Annotated in this window: 21 protein-coding genes and 3 tRNA genes; 11 read left to right on the top strand and 13 right to left on the bottom strand. The window is 31.4% G+C overall.

Going from position 1 to position 24,394, the window contains the following annotated elements; translation table 11 throughout:
• Window positions 1-91 precede the first annotated feature (91 nt).
• The 3 genes from der to era form a co-directional block, all read right to left on the bottom strand.
• Window positions 92-1,402: a ribosome biogenesis GTPase Der gene (der, locus tag LNP81_RS10450; RefSeq protein WP_065448301.1), complete on the bottom strand. Its 1,311-nt coding sequence runs from the start codon at window positions 1,400-1,402 to the stop codon at window positions 92-94.
• A gap of 380 nt (window positions 1,403-1,782) precedes the next feature.
• Window positions 1,783-2,745, bottom strand: coding sequence for a hypothetical protein (locus LNP81_RS10445; RefSeq protein ID WP_230035611.1), 963 nt, complete (start codon window positions 2,743-2,745; stop codon window positions 1,783-1,785).
• 63 nt (window positions 2,746-2,808) lie between these two features.
• Window positions 2,809-3,690 carry a GTPase Era gene (era, locus tag LNP81_RS10440; RefSeq protein WP_056194996.1) on the bottom strand — a complete coding sequence of 294 codons (882 nt, stop codon included), beginning with the start codon at window positions 3,688-3,690 and terminating at the stop codon, window positions 2,809-2,811.
• 116 nt (window positions 3,691-3,806) lie between these two features.
• Between era and LNP81_RS10435 the strand changes: the two genes are divergently transcribed.
• A tRNA-Met gene (locus LNP81_RS10435) sits at window positions 3,807-3,879 on the top strand.
• A gap of 273 nt (window positions 3,880-4,152) precedes the next feature.
• Here the strand turns inward: LNP81_RS10435 and LNP81_RS10430 are convergent.
• The 4 genes from LNP81_RS10430 to LNP81_RS10415 form a co-directional block, all read right to left on the bottom strand.
• Window positions 4,153-4,713, bottom strand: coding sequence for a hypothetical protein (locus LNP81_RS10430; RefSeq protein WP_230035609.1), 561 nt, complete (start codon window positions 4,711-4,713; stop codon window positions 4,153-4,155).
• Between the two features lie 7 nt (window positions 4,714-4,720).
• Window positions 4,721-5,098: a DUF2071 domain-containing protein gene (locus tag LNP81_RS10425; RefSeq protein ID WP_230035607.1), complete on the bottom strand. Its 378-nt coding sequence runs from the start codon at window positions 5,096-5,098 to the stop codon at window positions 4,721-4,723.
• A gap of 162 nt (window positions 5,099-5,260) precedes the next feature.
• On the bottom strand, window positions 5,261-5,896 hold the full coding sequence (locus tag LNP81_RS10420) for a hypothetical protein (protein WP_230035603.1): 636 nt from the start codon (window positions 5,894-5,896) through the stop codon (window positions 5,261-5,263).
• Between the two features lie 607 nt (window positions 5,897-6,503).
• Entirely contained in the window at window positions 6,504-6,968 is a 465-nt protein-coding gene (locus LNP81_RS10415; RefSeq protein ID WP_230035601.1) for a DUF6314 family protein, read from the bottom strand.
• A 662-nt stretch (window positions 6,969-7,630) separates the two neighbouring features.
• Here LNP81_RS10415 and LNP81_RS10410 point away from each other — a divergent pair.
• Window positions 7,631-8,773 carry a helix-turn-helix domain-containing protein gene (locus LNP81_RS10410; protein ID WP_230035599.1) on the top strand — a complete coding sequence of 381 codons (1,143 nt, stop codon included), beginning with the start codon at window positions 7,631-7,633 and terminating at the stop codon, window positions 8,771-8,773.
• A 126-nt stretch (window positions 8,774-8,899) separates the two neighbouring features.
• On the top strand, window positions 8,900-9,790 hold the full coding sequence (locus LNP81_RS10405; RefSeq protein WP_230035597.1) for an alpha/beta hydrolase: 891 nt from the start codon (window positions 8,900-8,902) through the stop codon (window positions 9,788-9,790).
• Window positions 9,791-9,958: 168 nt separating this feature from the next.
• Here LNP81_RS10405 and LNP81_RS10400 read toward each other — a convergent pair whose 3' ends face one another.
• The 3 genes from LNP81_RS10400 to LNP81_RS10390 all read right to left on the bottom strand — a co-directional run bounded on the left by LNP81_RS10400 (window position 9,959) and on the right by LNP81_RS10390 (window position 13,877).
• Window positions 9,959-11,077: a DUF6794 domain-containing protein gene (locus tag LNP81_RS10400; RefSeq protein WP_230035595.1), complete on the bottom strand. Its 1,119-nt coding sequence runs from the start codon at window positions 11,075-11,077 to the stop codon at window positions 9,959-9,961.
• A 336-nt stretch (window positions 11,078-11,413) separates the two neighbouring features.
• A complete protein-coding gene (locus tag LNP81_RS10395) occupies window positions 11,414-13,264 on the bottom strand; it encodes a TlpA family protein disulfide reductase (protein ID WP_230035594.1) in 1,851 nt (616 codons plus the stop codon).
• 112 nt (window positions 13,265-13,376) lie between these two features.
• Window positions 13,377-13,877: a hypothetical protein gene (locus tag LNP81_RS10390; RefSeq protein WP_230035592.1), complete on the bottom strand. Its 501-nt coding sequence runs from the start codon at window positions 13,875-13,877 to the stop codon at window positions 13,377-13,379.
• A gap of 232 nt (window positions 13,878-14,109) precedes the next feature.
• Here LNP81_RS10390 and LNP81_RS10385 point away from each other — a divergent pair, with 232 nt between their 5' ends.
• The 4 genes from LNP81_RS10385 (at window position 14,110) to LNP81_RS10370 (ending at window position 17,435) form a co-directional block, all read left to right on the top strand.
• Window positions 14,110-14,805, top strand: a complete 696-nt coding sequence (locus tag LNP81_RS10385; protein ID WP_230035590.1) for a pseudouridine synthase — start codon at window positions 14,110-14,112, stop codon at window positions 14,803-14,805.
• A gap of 315 nt (window positions 14,806-15,120) precedes the next feature.
• A tRNA-Glu gene (locus LNP81_RS10380) sits at window positions 15,121-15,192 on the top strand.
• Window positions 15,193-15,437: 245 nt separating this feature from the next.
• On the top strand, window positions 15,438-15,941 hold the full coding sequence (locus tag LNP81_RS10375) for a GNAT family N-acetyltransferase (protein ID WP_230035587.1): 504 nt from the start codon (window positions 15,438-15,440) through the stop codon (window positions 15,939-15,941).
• A gap of 399 nt (window positions 15,942-16,340) precedes the next feature.
• Entirely contained in the window at window positions 16,341-17,435 is a 1,095-nt protein-coding gene (locus LNP81_RS10370; RefSeq protein ID WP_230035585.1) for a Ppx/GppA phosphatase family protein, read from the top strand.
• Window positions 17,436-17,502: 67 nt separating this feature from the next.
• Here LNP81_RS10370 and LNP81_RS10365 read toward each other — a convergent pair whose 3' ends face one another.
• From LNP81_RS10365 to LNP81_RS10355, 3 genes are all read right to left on the bottom strand, one after another.
• Window positions 17,503-18,384 (bottom strand): helix-turn-helix domain-containing protein, encoded by an 882-nt coding sequence (locus LNP81_RS10365; RefSeq protein WP_230035583.1) that lies wholly within the window; start codon window positions 18,382-18,384, stop codon window positions 17,503-17,505.
• A gap of 201 nt (window positions 18,385-18,585) precedes the next feature.
• On the bottom strand, window positions 18,586-20,526 hold the full coding sequence (locus LNP81_RS10360; protein WP_230035581.1) for an oleate hydratase: 1,941 nt from the start codon (window positions 20,524-20,526) through the stop codon (window positions 18,586-18,588).
• Between the two features lie 120 nt (window positions 20,527-20,646).
• Entirely contained in the window at window positions 20,647-21,123 is a 477-nt protein-coding gene (locus LNP81_RS10355) for a GNAT family N-acetyltransferase (protein ID WP_230035579.1), read from the bottom strand.
• 216 nt (window positions 21,124-21,339) lie between these two features.
• Here LNP81_RS10355 and LNP81_RS10350 point away from each other — a divergent pair, with 216 nt between their 5' ends.
• The 4 genes from LNP81_RS10350 to LNP81_RS10335 all read left to right on the top strand — a co-directional run bounded on the left by LNP81_RS10350 (window position 21,340) and on the right by LNP81_RS10335 (window position 24,327).
• Entirely contained in the window at window positions 21,340-21,882 is a 543-nt protein-coding gene (locus LNP81_RS10350) for a DUF4494 domain-containing protein (RefSeq protein ID WP_230035577.1), read from the top strand.
• A gap of 185 nt (window positions 21,883-22,067) precedes the next feature.
• Window positions 22,068-23,594 (top strand): ArnT family glycosyltransferase, encoded by a 1,527-nt coding sequence (locus LNP81_RS10345; RefSeq protein ID WP_230035575.1) that lies wholly within the window; start codon window positions 22,068-22,070, stop codon window positions 23,592-23,594.
• A gap of 8 nt (window positions 23,595-23,602) precedes the next feature.
• Entirely contained in the window at window positions 23,603-24,127 is a 525-nt protein-coding gene (locus LNP81_RS10340; RefSeq protein ID WP_230035573.1) for a DUF4269 domain-containing protein, read from the top strand.
• Between the two features lie 127 nt (window positions 24,128-24,254).
• Window positions 24,255-24,327, top strand: a tRNA-Met gene (locus LNP81_RS10335).
• The last annotated feature ends 67 nt before the right edge of the window (window positions 24,328-24,394 follow it).

Raw genomic sequence — 24,394 nt, 5'->3', positions numbered from 1 at the left:
TTACGCAAACAGTGTGCCATTAACCTTGATAAAAATATTTGGATTAATAAAAAGACATAAAAAAAGTCCCCATTTCTGAGGACTTTTACTTTTATTTTTCTCTAATATAAATATCGATCGGCACTCCTGAAAAGTCCCAATTTTCTCTAATTTTATTTTCAAGATATCTTTTATATGGTTCTTTAACATATTGTGGCATATTGGCAAAAAACACAAACTGAGGCGTTAAAGTTGGCAACTGCATACAATATTTAATTTTTACATATTTACCTTTTGTCGCTGGTGGCGGATAAGCTTCGATCACCTTCAGCATAAATTCGTTGAATTTAGAAGTTGGGATTCTTTGTTTTCTATTTTCAAAAACCGTAACCGTAGCTTCTAATGCTTTCAATAAACGTTGTTTCGTTAAAGCCGAAACGAACAAAATTGGCACATCAGTAAAAGGCATTAATTCTTTCTTGATTTTCTCTTCGTAATCACGAGTCGACATGGTATCTTTTTCTACCAAATCCCATTTGTTTACTAAGATTACAACACCTTTACGGTTTTTCTCTGCCAGCCAAAAAATACTTTGATCCTGACCTTCAAATCCACGTGTTGCATCAATAACCAAAATACAAATATCAGCATGCTCAATCGCACGTACAGAACGCATAACTGAGTAAAACTCTAAATCTTCTTTCACTTTAGCTTTACGACGGATTCCCGCAGTATCAACCAGGTTAAATTCAAAACCAAAACGATCAAATTTTGTATCAATTGCATCACGTGTAGTTCCAGCAATATCCGTTACCATAAAACGTTCTTTACCAATAAGTGCATTGATAAAACTAGATTTACCAGCATTCGGACGCCCTACAACAGCAAAACGAGGTAAAACTACTTCTTCCTGAACTGGTTCTGGTTTTTCTGGAAAAGAGTCAATTAAAGCATCTAATAAATCTCCTGTTCCACTTCCCGATATACTCGCAAACGTAAAATATTCACCTAAACCAAGGTTATAAAACTCAATTGCATCTTTTTCACGCATTGCGTTATCTACCTTATTTACAGCCAATAAAACCGGTTTTGTCACTTTACGCAATAAACGCGCAACAACATCATCCATTGGTGTAATTCCTTCCTCAACATCTACCACAAAAATAATAACATCAGCTTCGTCGATAGCAAGCTCCACTTGTTTACGAATTTCACCTTCAAATACGTCATCAGATCCGCGAACGTATCCACCGGTATCAATTACAGAAAACTCTTTTCCGTTCCACTCGCTTTTACCATAGTTTCTATCACGGGTAACCCCAGATACAGAATCTACAATAGCTTCTCTTCTTTGTATCAGCCTATTAAAAAGGGTTGATTTCCCTACATTAGGTCTTCCTACTATCGCAACAATGTTATTCATTTCTTTGAATTTTAGATCTCAGATTTTAGATTTCAGATTTTTAGTTCCCTAAAAACCTAATCCCTTGTAATCCAAAATGCTTAATTTTAATTTTTTGCAAAGGTAGTTAAAAAAGTGACTAAGTCGCTAAGTTTCTAAGTACCTAAGATTTTTATTGTTATTCTTGTTATTTTCGGGAGCTGTTTCCTGCTATCCGTTTCAATCTTTTCCTGGCTGGCAGCAGCCAGAAAAAGGATTTCCACTTCTATCAGGGCTAGGGTTTCGGGGTATAAAGAAATTCAGTCAACATCAAAAATTAATAATTGTTTTGTATCAACAATCTATTTTACAACCTCTAGAAAAACTTCAACCTCTTAATTTCCAACTAAGTATTTCTGAAATTATTTACACTTTTCATAAATATATTGCGGCCTTGCTCCCATTCTGTAAGAACTAAAATCACCTTTATTGGATAATTTTAAAGTAAGTCCATCGTCTTCCTTTACATTAAAAAATGTAATATCCCGAATTTTAATTTTTGCCGAAATAACATTCAAAGGACCTATTTTATATTTACTAAACGGAAAAGGCTCATCACCAAAATCCCAGTATAGAAGTTCTTTTTTATCAAAATCAACATATGCTTTATTCTCTACATCGCAAAACCTTCTGTTATTTGATAAAAACGCCTCGACTTGCTTTTCTGTATCTATTGGCACAAACTCTTTTTCCGGAGCTGTGTACAAAACATCATCTACAGCATCCTGAGTAATTCCAACCAAATATTTATTATTTTTATGAATACTAAAATACAATGTCAAAACCCTGCTTTTATCTATCGACATTACATCGGCTCTGTAATTGCATAACTTTTCAAGCTTTCGAAATGGCTTTTTATACTCATCTGACCGATTACTATAAGTATCTTCAAAATCATCCAAACGGAATTTATTCTGGTATTTCACATAATAAAAACCTGTCTTTTTAAATTCGCCGTCTCCCAGATATTCAGGAAATTTTCCAAATTCTATATTCTCATAGATTTTAAAATCAAACCATTCGATCCAGTCATCAATTTTATTAGGAAAGCTTAAAATAGGATAATAGCCATCTTTCACAAATATGGCCAATCCGTTAGATTTATCAATGAACTTATTAATATTTGAAGCCTTATTGGTCTGGAATTGCTTTATGAATTCGCTTAAAAACAATCTCACTTCTTGATCACAACAAGCCATTGTATCAAAAGCTACAGAATCTTTCTCTACAATAGTTTCCGTTTTTTTGATTACAGGTTTAGAGGGAATTGCTTTCTCTTCTGTACCAAAAAGACGAGCCAAACCCACAATCACTATAAGTCCCAAACATATTGGTATTGAATACTTCGTTGAAACTTGCATAAATTATGATCTGGCGTTTAGAAAAAATTATTGATTATATCCAAAACGTTTCAGCATATTGGCATTGCTTCTCCAGTTTTTGTTCACTTTTACAACCAGTTCAATATGTATTTGTTTCCCGAAGAACTTTTCTAAATCAGCACGAGCATCGGTTCCTACTTTTTTCAAAGCCGCACCTTTATGTCCAATAATAATTCCTTTTTGAGTTTCGCGTTCTACCATAATGATCGAACGAATTCTGATAATTTTTTCGTCTTCAAAAAATTCTTCCGTTACGATTTCAACCGCGTACGGAATCTCTTTGCTATAGTTCAGTAAGATTTTCTCACGAATGGTTTCGTTTACGAAAAAACGTTCCGGTTTGTCTGTTAATTGATCTTTTGGGTAATATGCCGGTGATTCCGGCAACAATTCGATGATTCTTCCAAAAACTTCCGGAACATTAAAATTCTGTAAAGCCGAGATTGGGAAAATTTCAGCATTTGGCACTTTTGCTGTCCAAAATGCTACTTGCTCTTCTAATTGTTCCTGATTTGAGTTGTCGATTTTATTCAACAATAACAAAACCGGAATTTTAGCATGAATGATTTTATTAAAGAAAGCCTCGTCTTTTAAGTCCTGCTCTCCTATTTCGACCATATAAACCAGTATATCAGCATCTTCAAAAGCCGATTTTACAAAGTTCATCATCGATTCCTGCATTTCATAAGCGGGTTTGATGATTCCGGGAGTATCCGATAATATAAGTTGAAAATCCTCGCCATTCACGATTCCAAGAATACGATGACGAGTTGTTTGTGCTTTTGATGTAATGATAGATAATCTTTCCCCAACAAAGGCGTTCATCAATGTTGATTTTCCAACGTTTGGATTCCCGATGATGTTTACAAAACCTGCTTTATGTGACATTTGTGTATTATTTAATTTGCAAAGGTAGTCATATCAACTCAATACAGAAAATAAAACATTTTTTAAAGTTTTCGTTGGATTTCTTAAAAATCGGCGTATCTTTGCACTCGAAACATCGCGGGATAGAGCAGTAGGCAGCTCGTCGGGCTCATAACCCGAAGGTCACAGGTTCGAGTCCTGTTCCCGCTACTAAGTAAAGCTTCAGAGAAATCTGGAGCTTTTTTTATGCAATAAATTTCAGCTCATCGGGCTTATATCCGCCGCCGCGGACACAGGTTCGAGTCTTCGCCGGGGCGAACTACTAAGACAAAAAGCTTCACAAAAATCTGGAGCTTTTTTCATTATAATAATTTATAAAAGTTGAAATAAAATTTAATATTTGCAAAAAAAGCGCAAAGTTAGACATTTGCGCAGTTTTTTATGAGAAGACTTCGGATAGCGGAATTCTTTTTTCTATAACCATTATTTTTCTGGAATATATTCATATTTCTTCAATCTTAATAATTCAGTTCCGATCTTCTTGAACCATTGTTGCTGATTTTTAAAATTACCAGAAACTTGGTGGTCATATAAATATTGGTATTTATCACATTTTGAAATATTTAAATTGTAAATTTCATTGTAGATATAAACATTATTATTATTTTTAACCACCAGACTGTCAAATGATTTTCTAATTTTTCTTGCATATAATTCAGCAATGTCAAAATGGAGTTGTTCGTGTGCTAAAGTTTGAGTATCTGTAGTAATAGTCCAAGATTTACTTTTTATAAAATAATTTTCGACTTTATAATTTAATACAATATCATCTAAACGTTCGTACTTTAGTTTAATAGAATATCCTGTTATAGCTTTCACGAATGGTTCTGTTGTTTCAGGAATAGCCCCTGTGAAATCACCCCAAACTAATTTTCTTTTACTAGACCAAAGAACTTTATCATCTTGATTTTCTAAATAAGTATATTTTGTTACTGAAGTACAAATAATTATAATTAATCCAAACAAAATTAGTCTCCTTTTCATATTTCAATTATTGACTTTGTATACTTGCACTTTTTGCATCTTTTTCAATTACACCTTTTCCTATAGATAATCTAACGGGATCAATACCTACACTTGATGAAGAGCGTGATATTGGAATATAAACTCCTGATTTTGTTTCACCATTTTCATCCCATTCCACTGCAATTCTGTGAGCGCCATTTTCAGAGTTTACACCAACAAAGTCAGGAAATCCTTTTGGTTTTATGTTTTTCAGTCTGATTAAGCAAATTCCAACGATAGCTTTGTCTTTGTATAGTTTTGGCCTAAAAGGAAACGGAATAATTTTCTCCACCGATTTTGGGTCAGCTGTGAAGTTGATTAAAATTCTTCTGTCGATATATCCGTGTATTGTCGGGATTTTCATTGTTGTTTCGATTTTTGCACCATTGGCTATAACGTTCTGGCGCTTGGCGAGGTTGGGGATTAAAGATGCGAGATTTTTCGGTTGAACATAATTTTACAAACACAAAACTATCTTTAAATTCAGCATAAAAACCCAATCTAGCCAAACGGCTGTTAGCAACCGTTAATATACGTATTCAGATTTTCGTTCTTCAAATACATTTCCACTTTCTGCATCGATTGATATTGAATTGCAATGGTTACATTCGTTGGTTATTTCCCAATAATAAAGAATAGAATTTTTTGATTTGTATTTCGGACTTGATTTGGGATATTTATAAATCTTAAAGAATATGTTTATATTTTCTCCTGAAATTTCATATTTCCTTGCGATCTCTAAAGCCGTTTGTCTATTTATTTTAATTTTATTGTCTGCAAACCTACGTAAACCTTTCAGTAAATCTGTATTTACATTAATTTGCCTATTCAAAGAATCAAAATCAATTTCGATTGTTTCTTGGAATTTATTTTCAAAACTAAAATCATAGGAAATTCTATAAAAGTTTGGCTTACAATTTACAGAATCATTTAGCCGAAATTTATTTTCTCCACATCGTAAATAAGTCTCTTTAGAGTTAAGTTTGAAATATTTTTCGAATTCTTTTTCTGAAAAACTTTTAAGAAATAACTCTTCACATTTTTGATTTAACAAACTAACATTATTTAAAATATTTCGATCTTTTGTTTTAAACTCAAATTCTGTTACACTTTTTTTACAACTACTAAAAATAATCATTATAATCAAAAATGTCTTTTTCATACGAGTTCGAAATTAATGGTTGCTAACTTGTATATATGTCTGATAAAATCAGACTTATATACCCTAAAGAGGGTTGCTATGTCTGACAAATATCAGTGTTTATTTGTTTTCAAAAATAGGATATTTACTTAACAATATTCAAACAACTTATATTTATTGAATCCTTTAGTATATATGAGTGCAATTTCAATAGTATAAAACTTTATGTCAGGTCAATTCTTGTTTAAACTCTAATTAGTTCTACTTTCTAAGAATAAAATAAGAACTAAATAAGCAGAGTTTTATTCCACCGATTCAATATTATAAATGACTAAAATCAATTTTAAATATGGAAATTAATATACAATAAATATTTATTTATTTTAAGTCATCCACAAAATGGTTCGAAAATTGTCCCGTTAGGCTTCTAAGAGAAAAAGCTTCAGAGAAATCTGGAGATTTTTTATTTTTAAATACTTTACGTTCACGAGCGGGACGCTCGCGCCAGCGGGAGCGGGGGAATAAAAATGCGAGATTTTTCGGTTAAACACAAATTTCCCAAATACAAGACCATCTTTCAATTAAGCCTAAAACCTCAATCTGGCCAAACGGCTGTTAGCAGTAGGCATTATTTTTCTTTACTATAATTTGTTCTAATTAATAAATTAGTTTTAGGCCCCTTAATTGTAAATTCAATATAAAAATTATTTTCGTCTATAAAAAAATATCTACCATTATGTCTATCAAGTTTACAAATATGCTCAGAGCCATTTAATTCGTCTTTATCATTCTCAAATATAAGAGTTTGGAATAATTTACCTTTTGTAACTCCATCATCCAATATTATATCTATTCGGTCTTCTACTATTTTGTAGATATATTTACGAGTGAAGTTAATTGACTTACCTCCTTTTTTCAATAAAAGCTTTCCTATTTCTTTATAGTACAAAAAATCAATATCATCAAAGTTTGATTGAAACGAAGCTTTTCCACTAGCTGTGTTTATCTCATTGAGCTTTAAGTCTTCAATTGTCCTATTTAAAATCCAATCTCCTCTTAGATTTTCAAATATATCTCTTGTTCTTTTATTCATTTTGGCGGATTCATTTTATACTTACTGCTAACTTGTATATATGTCTGATAAAATCAGACTTATATACCCTAAAGCGGGTTGCTATGTCTGACAAATGTCAGTGTTTATTTGTTTTCAAAAATAGGATATTTACTTAACAATATTCAAGCAACTTATATTTATTGAATCCTTTAGTACATATATGAGTGCAATTTCAATAGTATAAAACTTTATGTCAGGTCAATTCTTGTTTAAACTCTAATTAGTTCTAATTTCTGAGAATAAAATAAGAACTAAATAAGCAGAGTTTTATTCCACTGATTCAATATTATAAATGACTAAAATCAATTTTAAATAAATATGGAAATTAATATAAAATAATATTTATTTATTTTAAGTCATCCACAAAATGGTTCGAGAATTGTCCCGTTAGGGCTACTAAGTAAAGCTTCAGAGAAATCTGGAGCTTTTTTATTTTTAAATACTTTACGTTCACTAGCGGGACGCTCGCGCCAGCGGGGGCAGCATATTATATTATTAAAGAATTTGTTATTTATATTCTCTTTTTTAGGCTAACTTTTTATTAGAATACCAATTAAAAAGAAAACACTTTGATTTGTATATATTTGTTTATTTTATCTTTCTAAGAAAATATCAAACACATATATGTATTATTTTTTTTAATGGATCAACTAATCAGCTTCTTTGTTGCGGGAACGACTTTATTACTGGCATTCTTAATCTTTACTAATGTTAATCAAGTAAACAGTAAGGCTAATCGATGGTTTGGTTCTTTTATTTTGTGTATATTCATTATTCAGTTTAATGATTTATTAGAAAAAACTGAGTTTTTAAAAACACGAATGCCTATAAATGACTTTTTGGCATTAACGGATTATATAGTAGCCCCGGTTTTTTATTTTACTGTTGCTTATTTTGTTAATCCTAACAGAAAATGGCGAACGAAAGATAATTTGCATTTTGCATTTGCTTTTATAATGCTATTTTTACTTTTAGTTTCAGTTCTCATTAATGTAGAGCAACCTTCTACTGATACCGATAAAAAAAATGGCGTTATAATCATTACCGCTTTTAATTTAATTTTTTGTTTTCAGGTTATTACTTATGCTATTATGGCGTACAGAGAAATAACTACTTATCAAAAAAAATTGTTTCTGTACACTTCTAACATCGATACGATCAACTTAAAATGGCTGCAGAAAGTAGTAATATGCGTGTTGATAATTACCAGCCTTTGGTTAATTGATATATTTTTTAAATTAGCAAGAACGAGTGTTTTATTTGACCATTTTGCTAGTCTGGTTTATCTTGTCTGCATTTTTTTTATGGCCTATTTTTCTTTAAAACAAAAAGAAATTATACCGCTTAATAAAGAAGAAAAAAAGGAAATTGACGTCCTTATAAATGAAACTTCTGATTTGAAAAACAATCAGAAAAAATTGATTTCTGATGATGAATTAACAGAGATGAAATCCAATTTAATCCAGGTAATGGATCATAAAAAACCTTTTTTGGATCCGGAGTTAAGCTTATTTAAATTGGCTTCACAATTGAATATTTCAACTCATCTGCTTTCTTATATAATAAATAAGGGCTGTAATGAGAATTTTTATCAATTTATTAATACGTATCGAATCGAAGAAGCAAAAAAAATGATTCAGGATTCTAATATGGAGCATTTGAGTTTAATGGGAATTGCTTTTGAAGTTGGTTTTAATTCTAAAACAGTCTTTAATACTACTTTTAAGAAACATACGAATCAAACTCCATCTGAATTTAAAAAAGCAATCCTCGCTGGGATATGATTTTTTTTGCGAACAGGAAATTTCTAGTTTTTAAATAGGTTCTGATTCATAAATCAGAACTTTTTCATGGTAAATAATACTAATATTTGTATCGATTTTACTTTCAACAAAAACTAAAAATTACAAATGACCTTAAGAAAAACACACCCCAAATCAAAGCTACATAAAGCTATTATTAGATTATTATGTCTTTTAACTTTTATAATTTATACACTCTCTTTTGTCTCTTGCTCTGATGATGATAAAAAAGATTCTCCCGAATATCCGGGAACTGTAATCGATTTAGGAACACATAAACTGATGACCTACTTTGTATCAAAAAAATCAAAATATTTAGTTGTTTTTGAATCTGGTCATGGAAACGATCATACGTCGTGGTACAGCACCGGAAAATCTTCAGAGATCTTATCCATATCTAATTTTTTAGATTCTGACGTTTTATTATATGACAGAGCTGGTTACGGAAAATCAGAATATGACACTGAACCTAGAAATATCAGTAAATTAAGTAGTGAGCTTGAAAAGGTCATAGATAAATTTGCAAACGACAGAAAGGTACTCCTGGTAGGACACTCAATAGGCGGATTGATTATTAGAGATTTTGCTATAAAAAATCCTGAAAAAGTTGCCGGCTTAGTATTTGTTGATGCTTCTCACGAAAAATACAACCATTTTTCACAGAGTCAGATAGACTCATTTTATAATATTTATAAAGCTACTTATGGTGAAAATTCGGGAATAGCATTAGAAACTCTGCAATTAATAGAAGATTTTAAATATATGGAAGGATTGCCTAATTTGCCTGACGTTCCGGTTATCGCAATAACAAGCATGAAAATTGATGCTGAACATGATTCAGCTGATAGACAATTATGGTACGACTCTAAAGAATCACTTAAGGCAGGAGTAAAAGATTTTACACATATAAAAACGATAAAGTCAGGACATTTTATTCAACTTGATGAACCTAAACTTGTTTTAGGTAACATCAGGTTATTGTTATCAAAACTACCTTAAGAAATGCAGTAATCCTGTAATAATATTCAAAAAACTGCTCAGATATTTGAATACTTCCCACTCTAAAACAAAGCTTCAGAGAAATCTGGAGCTTTTTTGTTTTTAAATACTTACGTCACTAGCGGGACGCCAGCGCCAGCGAGGGACTATTAGATATAGGACTTTTCATTATTCTATAGTTTCCCAATCTTTATATTCAAACCACTGCTCTTGATTTGATTTGATTCTTTTTATAATTCTTTTTGGTGGATTACTCCATTTTTTTGTTTTTGGGTCATAAATTCTATATCCTTCATTGTCATAATAGATAATTCCTTTTTTGTCGCAAGTTTCAATAATTTTCACTTTAATTAGAAAATCTTTTTCATTGCGTTCAGTAATTATGCATTTAGCAATACAAATGTCATTGTCAAATTTATTTTCTTGTTCTTTACTGACATAGCCTTTATTATAATTGAATTCGAGTGTTTTTCCAATTTTGTATTTGATAAATTCTTCTTCTTTTCTTTTCTGTTCTGCTTTTTTAGAATTTCCCCAGTACTCTTGATAATATTTTACTTGTTCTTCAAGTTTAATATCTGTTTTATTTAAATATCTGTGATAACTATCTAAAATAATTCCTGACATATCATCTGGATGGTGAATTCCCAAGTCGTTGAAGTATTTTGAAAGTCTTGAACCACCCCAAAGTTGCCAATTATTTCTTATCCACATTCCAAAACCTAAATGTACTTTACCAGCAAACTCATCTTCTTTCCAATTTTTTACTTGTATTTTTGTGCTGTCATTCCAAAAAGAATTTATCTGTTTAAAGCAATCATTTAAATCTTTTGGTATATAAATACCATTTATAGTATCTGTTACAAACTTTATTTTGTCTTTTTCTTCTGATTTTTTCTGATTTTCAATATACTTATTAAGTATTTCTTTTTCGTTGATTTTTCCATTTAGTAAATATTGTCTAAATGAATATAGTAAGACTTCTGATTGATAATCAAAAATCCCTTTGTTTTCTAAATACTTTGTAATTTTTGGATTACCATTTTCATCACTTGTCCAATCAAATATTGTTTTATAGTTGCTGTATGGTTCGGTTTTAGCAAACGGATAAACAGCATAAATAAGACTATCTTGGTGAATCGTTTTGATTTTGTTTTTTACGCTGTCTGAACAATCTTTATCCAAATATTGAACAGTCTGTTTTAAATTTTTCGGAAGTTTATTCTGTCCAAACAAATTTAATGTTGTCAAAACCGTTAGTGTGAAAATTAATATTATTGTTCTCATAACATTATATATACCTTATTTATATATGGGACAAAACAACACAAAAGCCATCCAAATTTGGCTAAATATCTGTGATAAATTTCACACATTATTTATTTCAAATGTATAATTTATTAACCACAAATTATAAAAAGGATTTTTAATTTGATTGAGGCTTTTGGCATTTATATGAATGCTATGCAAACAAAAAGAAGAGAAAAAGCTCCAGAGAAACCTGAAGCTTTTTTACTTTTATACTAATTTTACGAAGTTGCTGCCATGAATAAGATTACGGATGCGAATTCTGAGCATATCCGTATAACATTTCATAAGAATTCATCGTGGAGCGATTTAAATTTAATTCAATTGCTGATCAATTAAATCGATAAGAGTTGAATCTGAAGCATCACCAGTAATAATTTTTCCGTTTTTATCAATAAGTATTTTTGTTGGGATAGCCTCAATTTTGTAGTTAGAAGCAACATCAGTTTTATAATCAAATATAACGTTGAAGCTGTATTTTTTATCTAAGATATAAGTATTGACTTTTTTAAAAGTGTCTTCTTCTTTTCCTTTTTCAAAAGTATTTACAAACAAAAACTCTACATTTTTACCTTTATATTTAGTCACTAATTCCTGCATTTTAGGAAAAGAAGCTTTGCATGGTCCGCACCAGGTTGCCCAAAAGTCAAGAATTACTACTTTTCCTTTGTAATCAGAAAGGTTGACTTCTTTTCCTTCCAGATTTTTAAGCGAGAAATTTGAAGCTGTTGCACTTCCAAATCTTGCAATAACCTGTTCTTCCATTTTGGTTTTGGTCAACAATTCGGCTTTTTGCTTTAGTTTCTCATATTGATCCAACGGAATATTTTGTGCGGTATAATTCGTTTTTAATGTAGATAAAAATGCAGGAGGAACAAGTTGGTCGTTGTTGATTTCGTTTTCAATATATTTATTGACCTCATCTTTGCTTTTCACCTTTTGCATATAGGCTAAATAACGTTCTTTTCCGCCGGAATCAAAACCATTGAATCCTCTAACAATTTCCTGATATTTAAAAGCTCCGTCATAATCACCTTCTTTGTATAAGATCAATGCATAAGTATCTGCAAACATATTATACATACTTTCATATTCAGAATTACTAGTTATTTTTTGATTTTCATGAAGAATATCGAGAGATCTTTTTGAAATTTTTTCGGCAAATTCAATATCCTTTGCGGGTGTTGTTAAATCTTGCCCTGACAATTCCCATGCAGTTTGATTATAGCTGGATGTAATTGCGAATTTATTTTTTAAGGTATTTTCTAAATTAATTATTTTTTCAAAATCTCTATTTTGGAGGTAAACATTCATTAAAAAATACTGGAAAGTAAATAATGTATTTTCAGAGGTATCATGATACTTCGTTTTTACGGTATTCATGCATGCTAGAATAGAGGCTTCGGTTTTATTGGGATTAGATAAGAATTCATTAAGAAATTTCGTTTTTTCGAGTTCACCACCAGGATATTTTTTTAAAATTTTCTGATCCAGTATTTCTTTTTCTTTTACCATTTCGGTTCTGCCGTAAATATTTGAAGCTAATATTAAATATTCTTCAGTATTTTTCCTGATGCATTTTTGGGCAAAAGCTAAAAATTCCGGTTTGGTTTTATCTTTACTTATTTGTTCTTTTTGACCAAGATACTTGTAAAAAGATTTATCATTTTTTAAATTTGGATATTTTGCAAACAAAGCCTCATAGTCAGCAACCATGACTTCAGGTTTATTATCCGTTTTTAGTTTTAAACCATAAAAGCCATAATTTCTCATAGAAATTTCGTTGGCCAAACTTTTACTTAATTCAGTCTTGTTTTGAGTTCTTAAAAGTACAGAATATCCTTTTTCACTATTGTCATCTATTACTTTTTGATCATTATTGATAGTTAACAAAATCGTTCTGGAAGAATCTGGTACTTTTATTGCAAACTCGTAAAATTTGTCTTTTTTGACTAATTTTTTAAATTCAATACCATCTTCGTTATTAGATGCGTAGATTATTCTGGCTTTTGATTGGTCAGGAATTTCGATCCCTGTGGGAGGTTCATAAATATACGTGTTTTCCTTTCCAATATTAAATTTAGAGTCTTTTAAATACACTTTTCCGGTTTGAGAAAAAGAGTTATTAATAACGGTAACAAACAATAAAATGAGGATTTTTTTCATTTGGTTTTGGAATTTGTTTACAAAGATCTTAATTTTCTAACGATAGCTAAATTATAGAATATTAGACTTACTAGTTTTTTATTAAGAAAATATTAGCAATGTACTGCCGTAATTATTTTGTAAACCTCCATTTTTCAAGAGCCATCGTCACGATAACATCTGGCCAAGTTTCATAACCAACTAACTTTGGTTGAATAGGAATAATACTTGTAGGTGACCATTGCTGTCCATCAACAGTATATATCATTGCATCGTAAATCAATTTTCTATCAAAAGGATTTACAACAGAAAGCATCATTTGTGTATTGTTCCGATCAGTTACATTTTGTAAAAACTTTAATTTTATTGTTTTTTCAGGAAAAGTAACTTTATCGACTACTCTCATTGAAAAAATACTATCTCCTTTAGTTTCAGTTTCTATATTCAATTCTTCGCCAGGATAAATTTGGAGAACTTTTTCTTTTACGAAATAGGGAGATTTAGAAATATTAGCAGAATAATTATTCTCAGCATTAGCAACTAATTCTAATTTGAAAGGTTCTCTGTCAATCTTTTGATTTTGTGAATAGCAAATCACTGACAATAGAAGTAGTGCAAAAGTTATTTTTTTCATTTGGTTGAATTTAATGCGGCGGATCTTGAAACTAAATTATGTCTATTCTTCGAATTTGCCAAATCTTCCTGGAAGTTAAGTCACTCCTACACAAAACCTCACTGTTTTCTGTAGATCACAATAAAATGAAAACCTCTCAGAATCTCCGACTTTAAAAAAACCAGTTGCAGAGAAAAGTATAGAAATAAATTATAAAAGTGATTTTAATCGAAATCTCTTCTACTTTTGCCAAATGTTAGAAATTCTTTACCAAGACGAATATATTATCGCAATTAATAAACCCAGCGGATTGTTGGTTCACAAATCATTTTATGCACGCGATGCAAAAGTGTATGCGATTCAGGAATTGAGAAATCAAATAGGCCAACACGTTTATCCTATTCATAGGTTAGATCGCAAAACATCTGGTATTTTGTTATTTGCATTAGACAAAGAAGTTCTAAAAATTATGAACGATCGTTTTGCCACACGCGAAGTCGAAAAAAAATATTTAGCAATTTTACGTGGTTGGTCACCCGAAGAACTAACGATAGATTATGATTTAACCAATGATGATGACGTTAAACAAAATGCAATAACATACTTTCATCGTTTGCAAAATGCCGAAGTTGAGTTAGAATTCAACAATAAACCAACATCGCGATATTGTTTGGTAGAAGCGATTCCTGAAACTGGACGTATGCATCAATTACGAAAACATTTCAAACATATTTTTCATCCCATTTTAGGAAGTCGTCCACATGGCTGTAACAAACAAAATAAATTATGGCTGGAGAATTATGAATTGAAGGGAATGATGCTTCATGCACATCAGTTAATTTTTAATCATCCAATAAAAAATGAACAACTAATCCTGAATGCAAAGATTAATGAAGAGTTTAGCAAAGTAGGTAATATCCTTAATCTAGATTTGAGTAAATATCAATAGATTTTATGAGCATTTTTTAAAAACCAGCTAAAAAAACGAAAGCAAAACCATAAAAATATTCTTTCAAAACAAATAATTATCAATAAGATCTAAAATTATTTTAAAGTTTTTCTTTTAGCAAAAGAAGAAAAAACCATTTTTTAGATATAAAACAACCAATTATTAATCAAACAAATACACTTTAATTAACTCAATTCTGTTTATGAACGAAGCTCTCAAACGGTACTATTTTCAGGATAACCAAAAAAAGTTTTTCGGAAAAACTATTGTGTATTTTAAAATTGATTGTATTTTTGCACCCGCAATAGCAAAGTAGGCCCGTTCGTCTATCGGTTAGGACGCATGGTTTTCATCCATGTAAGAGCGGTTCGATTCCGCTACGGGCTACTAAAAAAAGCTTCAGAGAAATCTGAAGCTTTTTTGTTTTTAAATCAATTTGCTTTTTATCGTCTTTCGTAAAATAGAAGAACCCAAATATTTTCTTTTTATAAAAAATCATAGAATATCTTGAAGAGCAGAAAATTATTCTACATTATTATTTTCTGTAAATTTGGCTGTAATTACGAAACAGAACCCTGCTAATATTTTAGTAAAAAAGTTCTGAATTATTTATCAAATATTAACGACCATCCATGTCTACTCTTTATCAAAGCCCGAAAATAATTATTCGAGAATTTTTACCTCAGGAACAACAAACATTTTTAGATCTTTTTAAAGACAATCAGGTTACTCAATACCTTCCTGTTGTCTCACCAGAAAGGTATTTGGAAATGTTTGATGAATTACTTGAAAATTATGAACAGAAAAAACTTAGTCGTTGGGCGATATTCGATACTACAAATAATAATTTTATAGGAATGTGTGTTGCTCGTATTTTTGTACACAATACTAACCAAATAGAAATTGGCTATGTACTTAGTAGAGAATATTGGGGAAAAGGTATTGCTACAGAAGTATGCAAGGCTCTAACTCAATATAGTTTTGCCAATACAAATACGAAAGAAGTTGTAGCTATAACAGATATCAACAACAGCGGATCGCAAAATGTGCTGCAAAAATCAGGATTTGAACGGTTAGATAATTTGATAAGAGATGAGGAAGAAATGGCTTATTTTAAGATAGAAAGATTCTCGTAATTTACTTAGCAGAATTAAGGAATAAACCTCGTCTCTGCAAGGTTTTCATCGTCAATACTACACAAATCTCTCTGGCTTTGGGCTGCTTTTTGAAGAAATTCAACCTAAAAACGAAAATATCATAACGTCTCTGACTGTTATGCAAATTGTATATTATTACTCAATTTCAGCACGTTAAAAACATAAAATCGCATATCATTAACGTCGAAACAATCCTTAATAATTAAATAATATGTTTTCTTAATAACTGCGTTTATGTTCGTAAATGTTTTTATAAATTTGCAATCTCATATTGAAACCCATTATTTTTAATTTAAAATTATGACTTTCACATAAATACCACCTATAATTATCTTAAAGTCGTTATTAAAAATTATATTATAACCATAATTAAATCCAATGCTTAAAAAAAACAAATCCCAAATCCTGCTTTTTATTCTTTTGAATTTATTTTTTTCCATCAATTCATTTTCTCAAAAAAATCTTTATGTCGGAATTGAAATCGGGCGAAGAGCTATAAAAACTTCGGTGCTTGAGATCAATAATATCAAGAAAGCAGACTACAAGATTCTCTACTTCTCGAACGAGAGAATAAGTCTTGCTGATCATATTGCTGCTTCTGGCGAAATTCCTCAGGATGACATCAATAAAACGAGTATTATAGTTGTCGATCAATTGAAGAAAATAAGAGAGGAATTTAAAGTTCCTGAAACAAATGTATTTATAGTAGCCGCTCCCGTTTTTGCAACTGCCCGCAACGTTGACGCTTTAAGAAATAAAATCAGCACCCTAACCAGCAAAACTTTTGATGTAATAAATGTTGATGAGGAAGCTAAAATACTAGTAAAAGGTGCGATCCCGCCTGTTGATTATTCTAATGCTTCATTACTTGATATTGGCGCACAAACTACTAAAGGCGGATACATTGACGAGCTTGAAGATAACAAGCTAGAGTTTATACCTTTGGAACTTGACTTTGGTACAATGACACTTACAGATGCTGTAAAAAAGACAGTAGTAAATCAAAGCCAGGTTAATGATATGTCAACCTATCAGGAAAAATCATTTGATTTTAATACCGTATTGCGCAAGAAGATCAAAGAGATGCTAGATGCCAATCCTCTTTTATTAAAGAAAGAAAAGATATATTTATCCGGAGGTGCTGTATGGGCTTTTGCAACTTTATATTATAACGAAAACGTAAAGGATCATTATATTCCTTTGACTCTGCAAGACGTGATTGATTATGATGCGATCCTGAAAAACAATTTCAACAAGCTTAATAATCTTGCTAAAACCAATAAAGAAGCGGCAAGAGTTTTGAGCACATACGACCAGAAATACCTTATTTCTGCAAATAATATACTAGCAAACTTACTGGAAAGTATTCCAAATTTAGAAGGAAAGAAAATCTATTTTGTAAAGGACGGACAAGTAACATGGCTAATGTCCTACATTGCAGATCGTTCTAAAAAAGTAAATACTAATTTTTAGAAAATCTTTTTTACTGATTTATAAAAAATAAAGCTTCGGAGAAATCTGAGGCTTTTTTCTTTTATTATTAATGCGACAAATTTTGCAGACGACGATAATCAGTAGGAGAAATAGCAGAATGTTTCTTAAAAAAACGTCCAAAAGCAGAAACTGAATTAAAACGCAATCGATACGCAATGTCGCTTATATTGATCGCAGGATTTCCTAACAATACAACGGCTTCTTTTAATAAATGTGCATCGATGATTTCGTGAGGGGTTTTATCTACAGCCTTCTTTACAATCTGGATCAGATATTTGTTTGAAATGTGCAATTTTTGAGCGTAATAATTGACTCCTTTATGCTGATTTATATTTTCCATCACCAGACTCAGAAATTGAAAGTAGATTTCTTTAGGATTATGAAGTACTACATCATTTTGTGGTTTCTCTTCTGGTAAAAACTCAGCCGTTTCAAGAAGTAAATTAAAGATTATAGTCCGGACAATTTCATCTTTAAACTTAAGTTTTGCATTAATTTTATTTTCAAGGTATTTCATCAGCTTAATCAACTTTTTAGCTTCCTGCTCCTTGAGATGAATGAGTTCGTAAGATCTGTCTTTAAAAAATGTAAGTCGCTCAATAATAAAAGGATCTGATATGTTTTTTAGCAGAAATTCTTTTTCAAAAAAAAGTAATTTCACCTTAAAATCATCGCTAATATCCTGAAAAGCAATAATTGTTGCCGGTCTGGCAAGCAATAATGTATATTGACTAATATAATACTGCTGTCCATCTATACCAATAACGATATCTCCTTCTGTACAAATACACAACGAATAATAATCCATCCTGAAAGGTTTTTGAGGATAATCTATTTGCTTTTTGCCAGAAGACACATAATAGGGCAAATTATTATCTACCTCAAAGTAGGCCAATGTATCGCTTATTTTATCGTAAGATTGATCCATTCTGCATAAATATTGCTTAAATTATTGTTCTTGAAAAACTGATTTACGTATAAAAATAAGCAATAACCTTTGATATTTCTCTATAAAACTTACTGATTTAAGAAAAAATAACAGCTAAATAGTATAAAAAATGACGCTAAGCAAAACCTTAGCGTCATTTTTTTTTGAATTATTATTTCGAATACAAAAGTGTGTCTTTATTTAATCTCTGACTCCTCCTATCCAGTGTTTTAATTTATTTAATTGCTCTGTAAAAAAGGATTCATGATCTTGTGGATCTTCTGCATTTTCTACCAGAAGATGTTCGTAATAGGTTCCTTTTAGAAATTTTCTTAAAAGTCCCTCTCCTACTATGGGTTCATAATCGTTTAAGGATTGTGCTGCTTTAAGCAAATGACGAATATCGTACTGCAGCGGATTAATGTCCGGTACTTGTTTGTTTAGATTCAATAATTCGTAAACCGCAATTCTGGCAGTTCGCACAGAGCTTTCCATCGTAAATACAATATCATTATTGGTTTCTACAAATTGTCCTACCAAACCTAAATTTTTACAACCTTCAGGAACTACTTGCGGACGATCGCCTTTTGCTCTTGGCATAAACATAGATGTGATATACGGCATGAATGAACTGCGAACAATTGTATTTTCTATAATATTATCTACTTGATCAATAATCCCTAAATGATAGGCTAATTCTTCCAGAAGCTCATTACCTGTACATTGCGGCATTGTTTTTTTGACATAATCACCTTCTTTATCCATAAAAAGGGCATATACCCAAATCACTAAAATATCATCCGGCTGATCAGGGAAATGCGGTTGTCTGTTACAAGTAAAGCTCATCAACCAATTTGAATCGCTAATTGTAACTATTCCTCCGGTTGCAGTTTTGCCTGAATAAGGATCATTTACGCACAACTCTTTTACTTTTTCTGTAAATGCAGAAGGTTTACAAGTAAGTGTCGCAGATTCCCAAGAGGATTTTTCGATGTTTCCACAAAATTTTTCCGGTTTCCCAAAAACAGGTGATTTAGCTGCCAGGTTTTTCCACAGTTTCCAACCAGCACTTTCTCCGCTTTTGTTCTTGTTTAAATCTATGGCCGGAGCCGTTGTATTATCTCCGTAAAAAGTATCTTCGGTCATTGAACCTGTTGTGGCAATTACATAATTTTCTTTGCCTACAGGAATTCTTTCTTCTTTGCCCTCTTTTTCTATTATGATGGCTTCGACTACTTTACCATTTACATCACTATGAATATCTAAATCTTTCACCAGCGTGTTAAGATCGATTTGCACGCCTTTGCTCTGAAGAAATTTTCTAAGTGGTGTAACAAATGTATCATACTGATTGTATTTTGGGAAAACCAAACACGAAAGATCTTTCATTCCGTCTATTGCGTGCAGAAAACGATGCATATATAATTTACATTCTAATAAACTATGCCAGTTTTCAAAAGCAAACATAGTGCGCCAAAAGAACCAAAAATTACTTTCGAGAAAGGATTTACTAAAATAATCTTCGATGGTGATATCGTCTAAATCTTCTTTCTTTTTAAGCAGCAGTTTAATAATAGCAAGCTGATCTTTTTTATCGAGTCCAAATTTGCTAAAATCTTTAATTTGTCCTTTCTGATGAATTAATCTCGCTTTTGAATAATTAGGATCATTATCATTTACCAAACGGTATTCGTCTAACACGCTGTAAGGTTCAGGCAACTCGAGAGCCGGAATATCCTGAAAAATATCCCAAAGATTTTCATACGTCATATCCATCTCACGACCCCCACGAATGATATAACCATCTGTAGTATTTCCGGCACCATCCAGCGATCCGCCATCTACGTGCAACTGATCGAGAAAAATAATATTCTCGCCCGGAATATGACCGTCGCGAATAAAATAATAAGCAGCCGCCATTCCTGCGATACCGCTTCCTACAATATAAATTTTACTGTCTTTATATGATTTTGAGGGAATTGCTTTATTGCGCTGATAATTCCCGATTTGATCTGAAAAAGGCATTGTTTTCTCAGGTGTATTAATCTGAATCTCTTTACTAGAGTCGGGTTGGTGGTTCACATTTCCATATTCTTTAGAACCATTTAATAATTTTTCGAATTTTGAAGTGGTAGAACTCATAACTAATTTATTTTGATTTACTCAAAGTTAAGCCTACCCAAAGGATAATGTGCATCCCGAAATTCATTATTGCTATCCCGAAATTCCCTCTGTAAAAAAGATTCGATACCAAATCAAGTCTTAGCCAATATTGCAACGCATCATTGTAGTTAGTTTTTTGAAACCCGCTTTTTCATATGCCCTGACAGCCGATTCATTTTCGTCATAAACTTGTAACCTAACCTCATTTATTCCTTGATTTAAGATCCATTTTTTAAGGTCATTAAGTAATAAATTACTAATTCCTTTTCCTCTAAACTCCTCATCTACAAACATAAACCCCAAATAACCAAATACTTCATGTTGTTCGTATTCGTTTGCTTCCCGAATTTGAGCATATCCACATCCAATAACTTCGCTATTATAATCAACAACCAAAACCTCTGTTTTTTGATCTAATATAAGTTCCTGTATATCGTAGTAAAATATTTCTCCCGTCTTTAAAGTTGGGTCAAATGGGCGTTCTGCATCTACAAGAACTTGTAGAAATTTTGCAAGCTTAGGCAAGTCGCTATTTTTGGCGCTTCTAATGGCAATGTTTTTCATATTGATACTCATATTTCAAATATATGCAAAAATATTTTTTGAGTAAATCATTTTGTTATCCTCTTTATTATTTTAATCAAAGTAAAAACCACAGACCTTTAAAAAACTAAATCACTAATAATCAAAAGATTCCTAAACTCCCTTCAAAATTGTGAATATCTATTTCGGGATTTAAGAATTTATTTTCCTGTAAAATCTATCTTTGACATCCTTAAAAAAATAATAGAGATGAGTGCAACTTGGTACGAATGCAAAGTAAAATATAGAAAGACAGACGAAACGGGAGGACAAAAAGTGCTAACAGAACCTTATTTGGTTGACGCTTTATCCTATACCGAAGCTGAAAAAAGAATTAACGAAGAGATGGCAGCTTATATAAGTGAAGAATTTAAAATCACAAATATAAAAGTGGCGAATTATGCCGAAATTCATCCTTTTGAAAATGCTGACCGTTGGTTTAAATCGAAAGTTTCTTTATTGGCTTATGATGAAGAAAGCGGTAAAGAAAGAAAAACGAACATGTATATGTTAGTGCAGGCAAATGATGTAAGAGAAGCTTACGACAACACACTTCATATCATGCAAAGCACGATGGGCGAATATTCGATTCCGGCTGTTTCTGAATCTCCAATTATGGATGTCTTCCCTTACTTCAGCGGTGAAGAAGGAGAAACGGAACAATTAGAAAGATTCAACAAGCTAAAAGCTTCTAAACCTGTCGAAGTTGAAAAAATCGACCACATGGAATTTGAAGAGGCATTAGAGGAATAATCTTTAAAAAAAATCTAAATTCCAAAAAAACAACTTCAATTCACGATATTGAATTTTAATAATAGCTTCAGAGAAATCTGGAGCTTTTTTATTTTGTAACATTTACCAAAGAAATCTGTCTTATTCTACATTCAAAATAAATTATATATTAGCTACACCATTAACCAACTACAAACCAAATCTTCATGACCAAAAAAACAATAATCCTGATTGGGTTTATCCTTCTAAAATTTGTTTTGCAATATGTATTAATAAGTCCTGAATACGATTTGCAGCGCGATGAATACCTGCATCTGGATCAGGCACATCATTTGGCCTGGGGTTATTTATCTGTTCCACCAGTTACCTCATGGATTTCTTATATTATATTTTTATTAGGCAATTCTGTTTTCTGGGTGAAGTTCTTCCCTGCTCTTTTCGGCGCTCTGACACTTTTGGTTGTCTGGAAAACTATCGAAGTTTTAAAAGGCAATTTATATGCTTTAGTATTAGGAGCGACTTGCATTTTGTTTTCAACATTATTGCGACTCAATACACTTTATCAGCCAAACTCTTTAGATGTATTGTGCTGGACAGGATTTTATTATGTGATCATTCAATATATTTCAACAGAAAAACCTAAATGGTTTTATATAGGCGCTGTTGTATTTGCATTTGGATTTCTCAACAAATACAATATTCTATTTCTGTTAATTGGTTTATTACCTGCACTTTTGTTATCCAGCCAAAGAAAAGTTTTTGCCGAAAAAAAACTATACTTTGCCTTGATTTTAGGATTAATCCTGATTTTACCCAATCTATTGTGGCAATACAATAATCAGTTTCCGATCGTACATCATATGAAAGAACTGTCCGAAACACAATTGGTAAACGTAGACCGATTAGGATTTCTAAAAGAACAATTATTATTTTTTATAGGCTCTTTCTTTGTTATTATTGCTGCTTTGTATGCTTTGTTATTTTACAAACCTTTTGCGAGATATAAATTCTTTTTTGCATCACTAGTTTTCACGCTTGTTATCTTTATTTATTTTAAAGCCAAAGCATATTATGCTATAGGTCTCTATCCTATTTACATTGCTTTTGGCGCTGCTTTTCTCTCTCAAATTCTACAAAACGATTGGAAACAGTATTTAAAACCGGTTTTTATCATCATTCCGTTATTGTTTTTTATTCCGATGTACAATCTGACTTTCCCTAATAAAAGTCCGGAGTATTTCATAAAAAATCCTGAGAAGTATAAGAAATTGGGAATGCTGCGTTGGGAAGACGGAAAAGACCATGATTTGCCGCAGGATTTCGCTGATATGTTGGGCTGGAAGGAACTCGCACGAAAAACAGATTCAGTTTATGCTTTGATTCCAAATAAGAAAGAAACGATTGTACTTTGCGATAATTATGGACAAGCCGGAGCAATAAATTATTATACTAAAAAAGGAATAAAAGCAGTTTCTTTTAATGCTGATTACGTGAACTGGTTTGATCTGAATATCCAGTACAAAAACCTGATCAGAATTAAAAATCCCGAAGAAAATAGTACTGAATTTGCGGAAACAAGCCCCTACTTTCAATCTTCTATTATCGCAGGACAAATAACCAATAAATATGCGCGGGAATACAAAGCCACTATTTTTGTTTTTACTAATGCTAAAATTAACATTAATAAAAGGATTGAAGACGAGATAAAAGAAGAGAAAAATTACAGCAAGTAAAACATAAAATGATAGACTTTTGTACTATTGAATATTTAAAAAAGGGAAATCAAAAACAAATTCGCGCTTTTGAGATCTTAACTCAAAATAAGATTTTATCGAATCTCGCTGAATTTGAACCTATTCTGGTTGGCACAATCCCAATCGATATCGATATTGAAAACAGCGATCTTGATATTATTTGTTACTGGAAAAACAAAACTGATTTTACAGCAAAACTGAATTTGCTTTTTGGAAAACAAACTAAATTCAACATCAGAGAAACAGTAATTGACAATAAAGAATCTGTGATTGCAAATTTTAGAATTGATGATTTTGAAATCGAAGTTTTTGGACAAAATATTCCAACCAAAAATCAAAATGGATATAAGCATATGATTATTGAGTATCAAATTCTGCAATCGAAAGGTGAAAATTTTAGATTAGAGATTATCAGGCTCAAACAAAATGGTTACAAAACAGAGCCTGCTTTTGCTTTTTTATTAGGTTTAAAAGGAGATCCTTACATAGAATTATTAGACTATAAAATGTAAGCTTTACATTCTACATATTTAAACCGTTATATTTTAGATATTTACAACAAAATTCCATCGATTTAAAAATAATTCACAATTTTCTTTGCATAACCGTATTTAGTGCTTATCTTTGCACCCGAAACATCGCGGGATAGAGCAGTAGGCAGCTCGTCGGGCTCATAACCCGAAGGTCACAGGTTCGAGTCCTGTTCCCGCTACTAAGTAAAGCTTCAGAGAAATCTGGAGCTTTTTTATTTTAAAAATCTAAACTGTCGGGATCATATC

It is taken from the genome of Flavobacterium piscisymbiosum (genome assembly GCF_020905295.1).
Classification (GTDB): domain Bacteria; phylum Bacteroidota; class Bacteroidia; order Flavobacteriales; family Flavobacteriaceae; genus Flavobacterium; species Flavobacterium piscisymbiosum.
This window is presented reverse-complemented; position numbering and strand designations above follow the sequence as displayed.

Excerpts from the sequence above, each read along its gene's own strand:
- der (WP_065448301.1), bottom strand. The coding sequence starts at position 1,402 with ATGAATAACATTGTTGCGATAGTAGGAAGACCTAATGTAGGGAAATCA.
- era (WP_056194996.1), bottom strand. The coding sequence starts at position 3,690 with ATGTCACATAAAGCAGGTTTTGTAAACATCATCGGGAATCCAAACGTT.
- LNP81_RS10430 (WP_230035609.1), bottom strand. The coding sequence starts at position 4,713 with ATGAAAAGGAGACTAATTTTGTTTGGATTAATTATAATTATTTGTACT.
- LNP81_RS10425 (WP_230035607.1), bottom strand. The coding sequence starts at position 5,098 with ATGAAAATCCCGACAATACACGGATATATCGACAGAAGAATTTTAATC.
- LNP81_RS10420 (WP_230035603.1), bottom strand. The coding sequence starts at position 5,896 with ATGAAAAAGACATTTTTGATTATAATGATTATTTTTAGTAGTTGTAAA.
- LNP81_RS10415 (WP_230035601.1), bottom strand. The coding sequence starts at position 6,968 with ATGAATAAAAGAACAAGAGATATATTTGAAAATCTAAGAGGAGATTGG.
- LNP81_RS10410 (WP_230035599.1), top strand. The coding sequence starts at position 7,631 with ATGGATCAACTAATCAGCTTCTTTGTTGCGGGAACGACTTTATTACTG.
- LNP81_RS10405 (WP_230035597.1), top strand. The coding sequence starts at position 8,900 with ATGACCTTAAGAAAAACACACCCCAAATCAAAGCTACATAAAGCTATT.
- LNP81_RS10400 (WP_230035595.1), bottom strand. The coding sequence starts at position 11,077 with ATGAGAACAATAATATTAATTTTCACACTAACGGTTTTGACAACATTA.
- LNP81_RS10395 (WP_230035594.1), bottom strand. The coding sequence starts at position 13,264 with ATGAAAAAAATCCTCATTTTATTGTTTGTTACCGTTATTAATAACTCT.
- LNP81_RS10390 (WP_230035592.1), bottom strand. The coding sequence starts at position 13,877 with ATGAAAAAAATAACTTTTGCACTACTTCTATTGTCAGTGATTTGCTAT.
- LNP81_RS10385 (WP_230035590.1), top strand. The coding sequence starts at position 14,110 with ATGTTAGAAATTCTTTACCAAGACGAATATATTATCGCAATTAATAAA.
- LNP81_RS10375 (WP_230035587.1), top strand. The coding sequence starts at position 15,438 with ATGTCTACTCTTTATCAAAGCCCGAAAATAATTATTCGAGAATTTTTA.
- LNP81_RS10370 (WP_230035585.1), top strand. The coding sequence starts at position 16,341 with ATGCTTAAAAAAAACAAATCCCAAATCCTGCTTTTTATTCTTTTGAAT.
- LNP81_RS10365 (WP_230035583.1), bottom strand. The coding sequence starts at position 18,384 with ATGGATCAATCTTACGATAAAATAAGCGATACATTGGCCTACTTTGAG.
- LNP81_RS10360 (WP_230035581.1), bottom strand. The coding sequence starts at position 20,526 with ATGAGTTCTACCACTTCAAAATTCGAAAAATTATTAAATGGTTCTAAA.
- LNP81_RS10355 (WP_230035579.1), bottom strand. The coding sequence starts at position 21,123 with ATGAGTATCAATATGAAAAACATTGCCATTAGAAGCGCCAAAAATAGC.
- LNP81_RS10350 (WP_230035577.1), top strand. The coding sequence starts at position 21,340 with ATGAGTGCAACTTGGTACGAATGCAAAGTAAAATATAGAAAGACAGAC.
- LNP81_RS10345 (WP_230035575.1), top strand. The coding sequence starts at position 22,068 with ATGACCAAAAAAACAATAATCCTGATTGGGTTTATCCTTCTAAAATTT.
- LNP81_RS10340 (WP_230035573.1), top strand. The coding sequence starts at position 23,603 with ATGATAGACTTTTGTACTATTGAATATTTAAAAAAGGGAAATCAAAAA.